The organism is Asticcacaulis sp., from assembly GCF_047605585.1.
Taxonomy (GTDB): domain Bacteria; phylum Pseudomonadota; class Alphaproteobacteria; order Caulobacterales; family Caulobacteraceae; genus Asticcacaulis.
In genome coordinates this window covers 287,584-300,633 of sequence record NZ_JASGFK010000003.1, presented here as the reverse complement: position 1 = coordinate 300,633, position 13,050 = coordinate 287,584, and the positions used below count along the sequence as shown (strand labels likewise).

At 60.7% G+C, this 13,050-nt stretch carries 9 protein-coding genes and 1 tRNA gene; 6 read left to right on the top strand and 4 right to left on the bottom strand.

Going from position 1 to position 13,050, the window contains the following annotated elements:
- Nucleotides 1–152: 152 nt before the first annotated feature.
- Complete coding sequence (locus QM647_RS10605) at nucleotides 153–2,279, top strand: right-handed parallel beta-helix repeat-containing protein (RefSeq protein WP_414995483.1); 2,127 nt, start codon at nucleotides 153–155, stop codon at nucleotides 2,277–2,279.
- Nucleotides 2,276–3,793 (top strand): glycoside hydrolase family 28 protein, encoded by a 1,518-nt coding sequence (locus tag QM647_RS10600; RefSeq protein ID WP_414995482.1) that lies wholly within the window; start codon nucleotides 2,276–2,278, stop codon nucleotides 3,791–3,793. Before QM647_RS10605 ends, QM647_RS10600 begins: the two co-directional genes overlap by 4 nt.
- A 23-nt stretch (nucleotides 3,794–3,816) precedes the next feature.
- Here QM647_RS10600 and QM647_RS10595 read toward each other — a convergent pair whose 3' ends face one another.
- Nucleotides 3,817–4,554 carry a FadR/GntR family transcriptional regulator gene (locus tag QM647_RS10595; protein WP_414995481.1) on the bottom strand — a complete coding sequence of 246 codons (738 nt, stop codon included), beginning with the start codon at nucleotides 4,552–4,554 and terminating at the stop codon, nucleotides 3,817–3,819.
- Nucleotides 4,555–4,872: 318 nt separating this feature from the next.
- Here QM647_RS10595 and QM647_RS10590 point away from each other — a divergent pair, with 318 nt between their 5' ends.
- The 4 genes from QM647_RS10590 to QM647_RS10575 are packed head-to-tail and all read left to right on the top strand — an operon-like array spanning nucleotide 4,873 to nucleotide 9,128.
- Nucleotides 4,873–6,012 (top strand): mandelate racemase/muconate lactonizing enzyme family protein, encoded by a 1,140-nt coding sequence (locus tag QM647_RS10590; RefSeq protein ID WP_414995480.1) that lies wholly within the window; start codon nucleotides 4,873–4,875, stop codon nucleotides 6,010–6,012.
- A 21-nt stretch (nucleotides 6,013–6,033) separates the two neighbouring features.
- Nucleotides 6,034–6,996, top strand: a complete 963-nt coding sequence (locus tag QM647_RS10585; RefSeq protein ID WP_414995479.1) for an aldo/keto reductase — start codon at nucleotides 6,034–6,036, stop codon at nucleotides 6,994–6,996.
- Nucleotides 6,997–6,999: 3 nt separating this feature from the next.
- Nucleotides 7,000–7,830 carry an amidohydrolase family protein gene (locus tag QM647_RS10580; protein WP_414995478.1) on the top strand — a complete coding sequence of 277 codons (831 nt, stop codon included), beginning with the start codon at nucleotides 7,000–7,002 and terminating at the stop codon, nucleotides 7,828–7,830.
- 14 nt (nucleotides 7,831–7,844) lie between these two features.
- Nucleotides 7,845–9,128: an MFS transporter gene (locus QM647_RS10575; protein ID WP_414995477.1), complete on the top strand. Its 1,284-nt coding sequence runs from the start codon at nucleotides 7,845–7,847 to the stop codon at nucleotides 9,126–9,128.
- A gap of 124 nt (nucleotides 9,129–9,252) precedes the next feature.
- Here QM647_RS10575 and QM647_RS10570 read toward each other — a convergent pair.
- From QM647_RS10570 to QM647_RS10560, 3 genes are all read right to left on the bottom strand, one after another.
- Nucleotides 9,253–9,328: transfer RNA gene (locus tag QM647_RS10570), tRNA-Lys, on the bottom strand.
- A 113-nt stretch (nucleotides 9,329–9,441) separates the two neighbouring features.
- Nucleotides 9,442–10,542, bottom strand: coding sequence for a glycerophosphodiester phosphodiesterase (locus QM647_RS10565; RefSeq protein WP_414995476.1), 1,101 nt, complete (start codon nucleotides 10,540–10,542; stop codon nucleotides 9,442–9,444).
- 71 nt (nucleotides 10,543–10,613) lie between these two features.
- Nucleotides 10,614–12,947, bottom strand: coding sequence for a TonB-dependent receptor (locus QM647_RS10560; protein WP_414995475.1), 2,334 nt, complete (start codon nucleotides 12,945–12,947; stop codon nucleotides 10,614–10,616).
- Between the last annotated feature and the right edge of the window lie 103 nt (nucleotides 12,948–13,050).

The following is a 13,050-nucleotide window of genomic DNA, read 5'->3' as shown; positions in this document are numbered from 1 at the left end:
GGCTTGCCATGCGTAGCTTCAGGACAAAAAATCAGGATGATGTAAGCTTTTGCGAACACATCACACCCTTGACATATGATGTATTATGTTTGAAGGATGACGCATAAATGCGGTTCAAGCCGCGCAAAAACATAGTCCCGTGGGAGTGGATAATGCCTGTTGATCGCCGCCTTTTCGCCGCCCTGGCCCTTATCGCCACACCGCCCCTGGTCGCTCTGCCCGTACAGGCCCAGACGAAATGGGATCATCCCAGTCACGATATCCATGTCTCCCCCGCAGGCGATGACGCCGGCGACGGCTCGGCGGCGCACCCTTTCAAAACCCTGCCCCGTGCCCAGGCCGCCGTGCGCCAGTTCAATGCCGCGGGCGATGTGGCCGTTATCCTGGCCGATGGCACCTATCCGCTGTCGGCGCCACTCGTCTTCACCCAGGCCGATGGCGGGCAGAAGGGCTTTACCGTCACCTGGCAGGCCGCCCCGCAGGCGCATCCGGTGCTTTCCGGCGGGGTGCCGGTCACCGGCTGGCGCGTCCATGACGCCAAACAGCACATCTATGTCGCCGATGTGCCGAAGGGGACGGACAGCCGCCAGCTCTGGGTCAATGACGCCCTGGCCGAACGCGCCCAGGTGGAATTGCCGCGCGACGCGGTAAGCTTCACCGAAACCGGCATGGTGCTGAAAGACAAGCGCTTCGCCTGGTTGGAAAAACTGCCGGACCAGAAACGGATCGAAATCGAGAGCCAGGGTTTCTTCACCTCGCGCTTCTCACCGGTGGAAACCATCAGCGGCAATAGCCTCACCATGCAGCAACCGGCCTGGGCCAACAATATCTGGGGCTATGACAGCATCCCCTACCCGTTCCATCCGGAATGGTCGCACCTCTATCTGCAAAACAGCCTGGCCTTCCTGACCAAGGCCAACCAGTGGTATATCGATCCGGCCGCCGGCAAGCTCTATTACAAGCCCGCCGACGGGGTAGATATGGCCAAGGCGAAGGTCATCCTGCCGCGCCTGGAGGTGCTGGTCAGCGCGGCCGGTACGCCGGAAGCCCCGGTCACCGACCTGACCTTTACCGGCCTGCAATTCTCCTACAGTTCATGGATGGGCCCCTCCTCACCGGAAGGCTTCGCCAGCCAGCAGAGCGGTTCCTTCCTGACCGACCGGGCCGCCGTCTATCCGAAGAACGTGCTTCAGGTTTGCAAGACCGGCTGCCCGGAATTCGAGACCGTGCGCGACAAATGGCACCAGACGCCCGCCGCCGTGCAGATTGCCGCTGCCCAGCATATCGTGCTCGATGGCAATGTCTTCGCCCATCTCGGCCAGTATGCGCTCGGCATCGGCAATGACACCAATGCCAATCTGACCGGCCAGGGCCTGGCCACGGCCGATATCATCGTTTCGCGCAATGTCTTCACCGATCTGGCCGGCGGCGCCATTTCCTCCGGCGGCGTGCTGCCGGATGCGCACCATCCGTCTTCCGGCAATCTGACCAATCGCCAGTTGCTGGTCGAGAACAACCTGGTCCAGAACGTCAGCCAGGATTACAAGGACAATGCCGCCATCCTTTCCACCTATGTGTGGAATACGGTCATCATCCATAACGACATTTCCGGCGCCCCTTATGATGCGATCGATGTCGGTTATGGCTGGGGCTATGTCGATGCCGGCGGCAACCCCAACTACCGCACCCGCCAGCGCGGTTATGACGCCGTGGCCCAGGGCGGCGGCGGCCAGCCGGTCTATGACACGCCGACGACGCACAAGGACGTCTTTGTCGGCTTCAACCGCGTCTACAAGGTCAAGCAGCTCTTCAGCGACGGCGGCGCCATCTATAATCTTGGCGCCTGCCCGGATTGCGTCTTCGCCGAAAACCATGTCTTCGATATCGGCGACCGTATCGCCCTCTATTTCGACGAGGGCTCACGCGGCATACTGGCGCGCCATAATGTGGTGGAAGATGCCGGCGTCTGGCTGAACATCAATACGGCGCGCGGCGCCCTGCCCCTGCGCACCTCGGTCAACAATACGGCCCGCGGCAACTGGCACAATACCACCAAGACCGGCGGCATCTGGACGCCCTATCAGGAAGATCTGATTCTTGACGACCACCTGATTACGGATGGCCAGTGGCCGGAAGCGGCGAAGCAGGTCATGGCCAATGCCGGCATCATGCCGGAGGCCGGGCCGGTCGAATTCGGCGCCGTGAAGCCCTTGGCGCGTCCTGCCGGCCTGCCGAAGCCGGACGGTTCGCCCATCGCCGAAAAGACGCGCAAGGAATGATCCGGCGGTCACTGCTCACGGGGGTGGCGGCGCTGATCGCCTTGCCGGCTTTCGCGGCGAATGGCCTGTTCAATGTCCGCGACTTCGGCGCACGCGGCGATGGCGTCACGCTCGACAGCCCGGCGATCAATACGGCTATCGCCGCTGCCCGCCGGGCCGGTGGCGGCACGGTCCTGCTGCCGGCCGGGCATTATCTCAGCTTTTCGCTGCGTCTGTTTGATCATATTACGCTTTTGCTTGCCGAAGGCTGCGTGCTTGAAGCCGCTAATCCGGCGATCCACACAGGCGGCTATGACCTGGCCGAGGCTGATTTGCCGGAACAGTTCCAGGACTTCGGCATCACCCAGTTCCATTGCAGCCTGATCTATGCCGATGGCGCCGATCACGTCTCGATCATCGGGCGCGGCCTGATCCACGGTAAGGGGCTGGTGCGTGAAGATCCGGGTGCCCGCTGGCATGGCGCCACCGGCTGGATCGCACCGCGCAGCGCCGATCCGAAGGAAATCGCCACGCAGGGCCAGGGCCTCCGCGCGATCGGCCTGAAAAACTGCCGCAATGCGCTGGTGCGTGACGTGACCATTCTCGAAGGCGGACACTTCGCCTGCCACCTGCTCGGCTGCACCAATTCAATCATTGACAGCATCACGGTCGACACCAACCGGGACGGCATCGATATCGATTGCTGCCGCGATGTGCGCGTGACCGGCTGTCGAGTCAATGCCCCGCATGATGACGGCATTGTCGTCAAATCGAGCTATGCCCTCGGCCGCCCGGTCATTTGTGAGAATATTATCATAAGCCATTGCCAGACCTCGGGTTTCGAGACCGGCTCCGTGCTCGATGGCAGCTATCGCCTGTCGGATTACCGCTCGGTGGACGATATCGGCGTGCTCGGCCGTATCAAGCTCGGCACGGAGAGCAATGGCGGTTTCCGAAATATACTGATCAGCGATTGCCTGTGCGAAAACACCCGCGGCATCCTGGTCGGCGTGGTCGATGGCGGTGTACTGGAGGATGTCGTCGTCTCGAACATCATCCTGCGAAACCCGGTCAACCACCCCCTGTTTGTCCGCCAGGCGGCCCGGTTGCGCGCGCCAGCGGGCACGGCGGTCGGCACCTGCCGGCGGGTGCGTTTTGATAATATTGACGTGTCCGGTGCCGATGGCCGCTATCCCTGCGGCGTGCAGGGCATTCCCGATGCCCCGGTGATGGATGTCAGCTTTTCAAAGCTACATGTCGTCAGCGCCGGCGGCGGCACGGCGGAAGACGCGACCCGGACACCGAAGGAAAAGCGTGAAACCAGCCTGGAGGTCAGTTTCATGGGCCCCCTGCCCGCCTATGGCTTCTATGGACGCAATGTGCGCGGCCTGAACTTACGTGACTGTCAGTTCGACGTGGAAAAAGCCGATGCCCGGCCCGCCATCGTTCTGGACGATGTGAAGGGGGGCCGGATCGAAGGTTTTGCCGCCAGCCAGATCGTTCAGAAGAATGGAACGGATATCGCTATCGGCTGATCCTCCGCTCCTGAAGGCCGAAATCAGGCTTTCAGGCTCGTTGGCCGGCGCTTCTTCCACGAACTTTCGATATGGTCACGCATGGCCTTGGCCGCCGCTTCGCCATCATGTTTCAGGATCGCCTGATAGACCTCCGCATGGGCCGCATGGGTTTCCTTGATATGCTCGACATTGAGCTTTCCGGAATAGTTCAGGTTCTTCAGCGCCTTGCCCTGGATCGAATTGATGATGGCTTCGCTCAGGCGGTCTCCCGAAACCCGCATGATGATATCGTGGAACCTGACATCCTCATGCACATAGGCGGCCGGGGTCTGGATCAGACTTTCCAGTCTTTCCATCTGGCCCTTCAGTTCGGCCAGATCCTCGACCGTGGCCTTCTGGGCGGCCTTGGCGGCCATAGAGGCTTCCAGGGTGACGCGAATCTCGATCAGGTTATCGAGATAGCTCAGGCCGTCATCGCGCTGGAACAGGGCGCCAAGCACCATCGGATCGAGCAGGCTCCAGTGCGATGAATCCTGCACGATCGTGCCACGCCCCTGCTGCGAGACCACCAGGCCTTTTTCGGTCATGGCCGTGGTCGCCTCGCGGATGACGGTGCGGCTGACCTCGAACATATCGCACAGCACGTTTTCCGGCGGCAAGGCCGAGCCGGCCGGATAGACCTCGGTTACGATGGCGGTCACGAGATCTTCGACCACGGCCACGGCTAGGCGTGGACGGCGGCGGGCATTGCGGGCGGAAAAGGCTACGGTGGTATTCAAGGGGCTCATATCCCGGAAAGTCGATTCTCATTAAGCGTAACACGGATCGCGGAAATTCACATGGGCTTCAATCCCGCAGCGACCCGCTTCATTCAGAATATGTCATATATTTTTCAACAACCCGCAAGTCTTATTATAAAGCAATTCAACGGCTTATTATTTCAAACCTGCAAGGACGCCATTTCAGCCCTTGCCAAGTCCGGAACGCGATGTTAATTTTCATCATACATATTATAACTTCACATTGCGGAATTCCTCCCGCCGGTGAGGCAGGCGATCCGCCCGATCAATGGGACGAAACGACCAGAAAGACCCCAGATGAAGATTACCGGCTATCGCAGCCTCACCACCATACACGACTGGGGCCGTCCGATCGGAGATGTCAACGGGCTGGTGCGCTCCGGCATCACCGATGTACCGATCCTGCTTCTCGAAACCGATGAGGGACTGACCGGCGTGGGTCTGGGCGCCCACGGCGATATTGACCGTGTGTTTCCCGCTATTGAAGGTGAAGATCCACGTGCAGTTTCAGCGCTTTACGACCGGATGCTCGCCCATGTTTTCAAGAGCGGTCATGCCGGCGCCACCTATGGCGCTATCGGCGCCGTCGACATGGCCCTGTGGGATCTGAAGGCAAAGATGGCGGGCGAGCCATTGTGGCGTACCCTTGGCGCGCGCGACCGCTTCGTGCCCGGCTATGCCTCCGGCCTGTGCATGGGCCTGGACGATGACGAGCTGTACGCCCTCTACGGCCAATGGGCGGAACGCGGCTACAGCTCGGCCAAGCTGAAAGGCGGGCGCAATATCACGCGCGATATCCGCCGGATGCTGGGCGTACGCGAGGTTCTGAGTCGCAACACGCCCCGCCCCGCCATCATGTTCGATGTCAACGAATCCTGGTCACGCAAGCAGGCCGTGCGTCATATCGCCGAGATCGAACAGCATCTCGACCTGACCTGGATCGAAGAACCTGTGCGTCGCTGGGACGCCGAGGGCCACGCCGTCATTAGCCGCGCCTCCAAATGCGCGGTGGCCACGGGTGAAAACCTGACAGGGCTTGACCAATACCTGCCGCTTCTTGCCGCCGGCGCGGTCGATGTCGTCCAGGCCGGTATGGTCTGGGGCATCACCCATTTCAACCGCGTGGCCATGGCCGCCCATGCCCATAACCTGCCGGTCTCGCCGGTCGGGTATAATGGTAATCCGGTGGCGCATGCCGCGGCGGCCGTGCCCAACCTGCTGACGGTCGAGGTTCAGGACTGGAAGGTGCCCTTCGGCCTGACGGTCGATCAGGAGGTTGCCGATGGCGGCATCATTCTGGGCGATACGCCGGGCCTCGGCATTACGGTCGACGAGGCCGCGATCCTCGACAAGCGTCAGTCCGGCCAGTGGAATGTTACGGGCGGCCCCCATGTCCGCCCGGCTCGCGCCGGCCTGCGGCTGGTGCCGGAAAACTGAAAAATTGACCAGAAAAGCGAAATGAAAACCGAGATGCAGACGATTCGATTAGGTCCGCATGGCCCTGCCATATCCGCGCTTGCCCTGGGTGCCGCTTCGCTTGGCAGCGTCTATTCAGACGTTTCGCAAACTCATGCCGACCAGACCGTGCAGACCGCGCTGGAGCTGGGCGTCAATTTCATCGATGTCGCGCCCTATTACGGCCTGACCAGGGCCGAGACCGCTTTGGGACACGCCCTTACGGGTGTGCCGCGGGACTCCTATGTGCTGGCCACCAAGATCGGCCGCTATGGCGACAAGGAGTGGGATTTCTCGCGCGAAGCCACCTTGGCGAGTCTGGATGCCAGCCTCAGCCGTCTGAAATGCGGCCATATCGATATCCTGCAATGCCACGATATCGAGATGGGCGACTATCAACAATTGATCAGCGAGGCCCTCCCCACCCTGCATGATTTGAAGCGTCAGGGCGTCATAAGCCTTGTCGGTATTACCGGTTACGATCTCGCCCTGCTGGAAAAGGTCGCTGTCGAGCAGCGCGTCGATACCGTCATGGCCTACTGCACCTACACGCTCCAGGATCAACGTCTGGCGCCGGTGGCCCGGCGGCTTCAGGCGAAAGGGATCAATGTTTTCAATGCCTCGCCATTGGGCATGGGCCTGCTGACTCGCCGTGGCCCGCCCGACTGGCATCCGGGCCATCCTACGGTCCATGCCGCCGCCGCCGAGGCCGCTCGGATCTGCACTGAGGCCGGCAGCGATATCTCGAAACTGGCCCTGCAATTCGCTCTGCAGGGCGCGGTGAAAAACGGCATGGCGACGACCGTCATCGGCTCCTCCAGTCCGGCCAATATGCGCGATAATGTGGCCGCTCTGTCCGAACCGATCGACCCGGGTCTGCTGGCGCGGGTCGAGGCTGTTCTGGCGCCGGTGCTGAACCAGGGCTGGGACATTCTGCCCGGCAATGGCGGCAAGGCAGGCCAGTGATCAATGATTGACGCCCACCTGCATTTCTGGAATCCGCAACAGCTGACCTATGACTGGCTGCAATATGTGCCGGCGATCAGCGGTCATATGGGCCCGGAAGAATTTGCAGCGACGGGCGCGTCTCTCGAAGGCGCGATCTTTGTTCAGGCCGATTGCGCCGAGGCGCTGGATGAGGTCGACTGGATCAACACTCTCGACTTTCCCATTCTGGGTATCGTCGCCTATGCGCCGCTGGAACTCGGTGACACGCCGCATATTCACGCCCTGAAAGCCAAGCCGAAGGTCGTCGGCATCCGCCGAAATGCGCAGAATGAGCCCGACGGCTTTATGACCTCGGACGGCTATGTGGCCGGACTGATCGCCGCTGCGCAGGCGGGTTTCAGCCTGGATATGTGCATCCGCGCCCGCCAATTGCCGGAACTGCGCCGGGCGCTGGACCGGTTATTCGCGGCTGTGCCCGAGGCGCGTGTCGTTCTCGATCATCTCGGCAAGCCGGATATCAAGGCCCATGGCGCGGATATGTCCGGCGACGATTGGATCAACGAAATCAATAATCTGTCCGCCCTGCCTAATGTCTTTTGCAAGCTATCCGGCCTGCCGACCGAGGCCGACTGGGACCACTGGACGCCCGAACAGCTCCGCCCTTACCTCGATCACGCCCTGAGCGCCTTTGGTCCCTCACGCTGCCTGTTCGGCGGTGACTGGCCGGTGGTTAATCTCGCTGGCGGCTATGCGCGCTGGCAGGCCGTCGTGGCCGCTGCCATCGCCTATCTGCCGCAGGATCAGCAAACAGAGGTCTGGTCAGGCACCGCCCGGACCGTCTATCATTTATAAAAAAAGAGGAAACAATGGACCAGCAACCCACCCTGACCGAAGCGCCCGCCGTTTCCTTTTCCGGCATCCCGCATGTCGAAGGCGGCCGCCGCTGGCTGCTGCTGTGCTCGCTGTTCGTCTGTTTCTTCATGCTGCTGGCGCTCTATTGCGGCGTGCTGGCCGTGCTGTTGCCCAACCAGATCGCCACGCTCGATCCGGCGCACAAGGTAGAGAACCTCGGCCTGATGTTCTTCGTCACCTCGATCTTCTCAACATTGACCACCCCCATCGCCGGCGCCTTTTCAGACCGCACCCGCTCAAAATGGGGCCGCCGCACGCCATGGATCGTCGCCGGTTCGGTAATCGGCGCCATTGCGCTGGCCAGCGTCGCCTATATGCCAACCTTCTGGACCATTACGGCCGTCTGGGTCATCGCCGCCATCGCGCTCAACTCCATGCAACCGGCCCTGACCACCGTGGTCGCCGACCGCTTCCCCGAACATGCCCGCGGCACCGCCTCCGGCTTTGTCGGCGCCGGCATGACCGCCGGGGGTACGGTCGGCATGATCGTCGCCGGGCGTCTGGCCAACAATATGCCGCTGGCCTATGCCGTCTTCGCCGGCGCGATTGCCTTCTGCTGTATTGCCTTCGTTATCCTCAACCACGACACCTCATCTAAGGGAGAGCCGCTGGCCAAATTCCGCGCCGGCGACTTCCTCAAGGGCTTCTGGATCGATCCCAAGGCCTATCCCGATTTCTGGTGGGCCTTTGCCGGCCGCTTCACCATCTATATGGGCTATCAGGCCATCGTCACCTATCTGCTCTACATCCTGCAGGACTATATCGGCCTGGGCACCGATCAGGCCAATATCGTCATCGGCACGGTCTCGGCCATCACCTTCGTCTGCGTCATGACCTCTTCCTTCCTGTCGGGCGTGTTGTCTGACTGGATCAAGCGCCGCAAGCCGTTCGTCTTTGCCGCCAGCCTGATCATGGGCGCGGCTTTGGTCGTACCGCTGTTCATGCCGAACCTCGAAGGCATGTACGGATATGCGGCCCTGATCGGTATAGGCTACGGCGCCTTTATGTCGATCGACATGGCGCTCATGACCCAGGTTCTGCCGAAAGACACGGGCGAAGCCGGCAAGGATCTCGGCCTGCTGACCACCGCCGTCAATATTCCGCAGATCATCTCACCGGTCATGGCGGCGCAATTGCTGAAATATTTCCATACCGACTATCGCGTGCTGTTCATCGCCGCCCTGGTCTTCGTCTTCGCGGGGTCGTTCTTCGTCCTGCCGATCCGGTCGGTGAAATAGCGATCCAGAATTCTCAAGACACCGCAGACGGCTCTGCCTCTAAACGCAGAGCCGTTTCTTTTATGCGAGCCACAACTTGACGCGCACAGAAATCAGCATATTTTATTGAAATAAGAGAAGAAATTGGTGGGTGGGCACGGACTCGAACCGTGGACCCGCTGATTAAGAGTCAGCTGCTCTACCAACTGAGCTACACACCCGAACCAATCTTCGTAACCTGCCGGGCTTGGTGACCCCGGCGGTGAGGCGCGGAACATAGCCAATTATTTTGCCATGACAAGCGCTAAATTCGCTTTTTCCAAAGTTTTTAAATTCAGCCTTTCCGAGCCCCCATCCAGGCATCGCGAGCCCTGACGCCGGCATCGGCGAAATCGGTGAAAAGGCCATCCACGCCCAGGTCAAACAGGTCGAAATATTCCGCCTGGGCATTGTTCTTGTAATACGGGTCCAGGCGGTCATTGCGCATCGTCCAGCTATGGACCTGCAAACCACAGGCATGGGCATTGTCAACGATATCCTTGCGGCGCACCAGTTGCCCCTTGGCGAAACTGATCAGGTGGCGCTTCCATGGCGCCACGATATCGGCATAGGCGGCAATGGCCTTCAGCCCCGCCGGCGACAGCTGATCGAGGTTATCCCCTGCCCGGCCGGCCACCACCCAGTCATAGGGCTTGTCGGACGGCGGTTTCAGGATCATGGCGCCCGTATCCGGATCGGTATCCGAACCGTCGATCAGTTGCATCAGGCGCACCTTTGTCTTGCCGCGCAGGTATTTCAGGTTGGTGGTCTCGAACGACTGGATGATGACCGGCGATGACGCCTTGTCCAGGCCGGCACGGTTCAGGGTGTCCAGCAGCCTGTCCTCAATCGGAAGGCCCAGTTGCTGGTGAAAGGTCGAATGCTTGACTTCCGGATAGACGCCGATGGCGCGGCCGGTTTCGCGGCTTTTCGCCTGAGCCAGGTCGATGACCTCCTGCAGGGTCTGCACCTGATAGAGGCCGTCATGGCTGTGGTCGCGGTCCTCGAACGCCTGACGGGCGCGCAGACGTTTAATCTCGGCCAGGGTAAAATCGCAGGTAAAAAAATCCGTTGTTTCAATGCCATCGAGTGTACGCGTACGTTTGCGGTCGGCAAATTCGGGACGATCCACGACATCGGTCGTCACCGAGAGCAGCGGCTCATGACGAACGATCAGATGGCCATCGGAGGTGGAGACCACATCTGGCTCGATAAAATCGGCACCCATCTTTATGGCCAGTTCATAGCCTGGAATGGTGTGTTCGGGGAGGTAGCCCGGCGCGCCGCGGTGGCCCACGATCAGGGGGCGTTTCGGACTGGCGGCATAGGCAACTGTGGCGGCGGCCATGGTGGCAAGTCCTGCACCGAGAAGCCGGCGACGATTAAGATGCATCATGGTAGCGCCTTGCGAAAAGAAAAACCAGCCGCGGTGGTGAACGCGGCTGGTCAAGTCAGGTAAAGCAAAAGTTAGAAAGTTTTACGAACGTTCAGGAAGACCTGGCGGGGAGCACCCGGCAGGATGGTCTGGCTCGTGCCGGAAGCGTCGGAATTGACGAAGCCGTTGGAACCGATGGTGGAGATGTACTTCTCGTCCGTCAGGTTGGTGACGTTAAGCTGGATGGTGGTGCCGACGTTCTCGAAGCGATAACCGACGGTCAGGTCGGAAATCGTGCTGGAGGGCACTTCGCCGCCGATGTTTTCATAGGTGTAGTAACGCTTGCCGGTGAAGTTGACACCCAGCGTGCCGAACAGCGCGCCATTGTCATAACCCAGCTCGGTCTTGAGCAGGTTCTTCGGCGTGTTGACAACGGTCTTGTCCTTGGTGTGGGCCTGGATCGTGCCATCCGCCGAGACAACATCGTCCTCATACTTGGAGTCGTTGTAGCTGTAGGAGGCATAGAGCTTCCATTGCGGGGTGAAGCGATAGGTGCCGGCCAGTTCGACGCCCTGGCTGGTCACGCCACCGACGTTCGACAGCACCGGGGCATTGCCCTGGATGCCGGAGCCTTGCGCTACGGCCAGGATACGGTTGTCGAACTTGACGTTATAGAGCGCCGCGACGCCGGAGAACTGCGGGAAGCGCAGACGCAGGCCACCTTCGAGGGTCTTGGACGATTCCGGCTTCAGGTTGTCCTTCACGTAGTCGATATTGCTTTGCGACTGCGAGCTGAACGGACCGGCCGTGGCGGCGGAGACGTAGGCATCCATGTTTTCGGAATAGGAGCCGAAGACTTCGTAATGGCTGTCGATCTTGTAGACCGCGCCGACCTGCGGCATGAAGTTGTCCTTGGACTTCAGCTCCGCCTTGATGGTGCCGCCGACCAGCTGGTCAACCTTGTTGGTGGTTTCCAGCGACTTGAAGCCATAGTTGACCTTCAAGGCCTCGCTGATCGTCCAGACATCCTGGAGATAGAACTGGGTGGTCTTGGTGTTAAAGGCATATTCCCACTGCGTATAGAAGGGGTTGCTCTGGAAACCCAGGCTGTCGCGGTGCGGGGCTTCGAGGCTTTCGCCATAGAAACGGCGGGCCTGGTTGAAGTCGTTGTTTTCCACCCAGAAGCCGGCCGAAACCTGATGCGCGCCGAGATCGAGCGCCACGCCGCCGATAGCGCCGGTACGGTCGATGTCGTATTCCGTGGTGCGGATCGAGACATTGGCGTCATCGGTGCTGGTCGCGTCATAGAGCGCCGGCGCGAAGGCCTGCATGTAGGCATTGCCCGGCGAAGGCAGGTAAGGCGTGACCCACAGGCCCTGGCCCTTGTTGGTGTGGTTATAGATGGTGCCGTTGAACTTCAGCTTGTCGGACACCGGCAGGTTCAGCGAAATGCCGGAGAGGGTGTCGTCGCGCACACCTCCGCCGTAATAATAGGCGTCATCCACGGTGGCGATTGAACCGGGATAGGTCGCCGCAGTGCCGCTCACGGCGGAAGCCTGGTAAGCGGCGGCGACTTCGTTGGCCAGCTGCCAGTTGGGCTGGAAGTTGTCCCAGTCATAGCCCAGGCGGTCGATCATTTCGAACGACATGTCCTGATAGTCCTGCTCGCGGCGCTCGGAATGGTTCACGAAGGCCGACAGAGAGCCCTCGCCGATCGGCAGGACCGCCTTGGCATCGACCTGCTGCTGCTTCTGCTCGCCGCCGCCCTTCCACTTGTCGGTCTTCATGTCGACAGCGGATATATAGCCGCGCAGGCCGCCCAGGGCCGAGATCGCGCCGGTTTCAAAGCGGCCGTACAGGCGGTGCATCTCATCCGAGCCGAGCGTGCCGGCCAGTTCGCCACCGAGCGTTTCGGACGGATCGCGCGAGATGAACTTCAGGGTGCCGCCCATGTTGGACGAAGTCGCCGAATCCAGCGAACCGGCGCCTTGCGAGAGGTCGGCACGGGCGATGTCCTCGTTGATGATGGCGCGCGAGATGTGCAGGCCGTTATAGTTGCCGTAGGACATGTCGCCGAGCGTGATGCCATCCAGCGTGAAGCCCATCTGGTTCTGGTTGAAACCGCGCACCGAGATGCGGGCCGACCATTCATAGGCGCCGAAAGGATCGGATGACTGAAAGGAGACGCCCGGCAGCTTGTCGAGCACCTTCAGCGGGCTGGTGCCCGGCGCTACCTTGGTGATGTCGTCGGCCTTGACCGACTGGGTCTGGCGGCTCTGGCCCTGGCCGTAGACGATGACTTCGGTAACCTGCTCGGAAGCGGCCGGCGCAACGGCATCGGCAACAGGCGCAGCATCCTGGGCGTGGACCAGGCCAGCGCTCATCAGTGCAAAAGCGGCCACAGAAGTGAACAGCGTGATTTTCATGATATATCCCCACGGAACTCCAGTGTTCCATGGGAAAACCGCCGTAATCCCGCCAGGTGACAGTTTTTGCAAGCTTTCAAGAAGCAATCTTGTCGAACGCGAA

Bases quoted from the DNA above. Each gene is read 5' to 3' on its own strand.
- QM647_RS10560 (WP_414995475.1), bottom strand. From the start codon at position 12,947: ATGAAAATCACGCTGTTCACTTCTGTGGCCGCTTTTGCACTGATGAGC.
- QM647_RS10605 (WP_414995483.1), top strand. From the start codon at position 153: ATGCCTGTTGATCGCCGCCTTTTCGCCGCCCTGGCCCTTATCGCCACA.
- QM647_RS10565 (WP_414995476.1), bottom strand. From the start codon at position 10,542: ATGATGCATCTTAATCGTCGCCGGCTTCTCGGTGCAGGACTTGCCACC.
- QM647_RS10600 (WP_414995482.1), top strand. From the start codon at position 2,276: ATGATCCGGCGGTCACTGCTCACGGGGGTGGCGGCGCTGATCGCCTTG.
- QM647_RS10580 (WP_414995478.1), top strand. From the start codon at position 7,000: ATGATTGACGCCCACCTGCATTTCTGGAATCCGCAACAGCTGACCTAT.
- QM647_RS10575 (WP_414995477.1), top strand. From the start codon at position 7,845: ATGGACCAGCAACCCACCCTGACCGAAGCGCCCGCCGTTTCCTTTTCC.
- QM647_RS10590 (WP_414995480.1), top strand. From the start codon at position 4,873: ATGAAGATTACCGGCTATCGCAGCCTCACCACCATACACGACTGGGGC.
- QM647_RS10585 (WP_414995479.1), top strand. From the start codon at position 6,034: ATGAAAACCGAGATGCAGACGATTCGATTAGGTCCGCATGGCCCTGCC.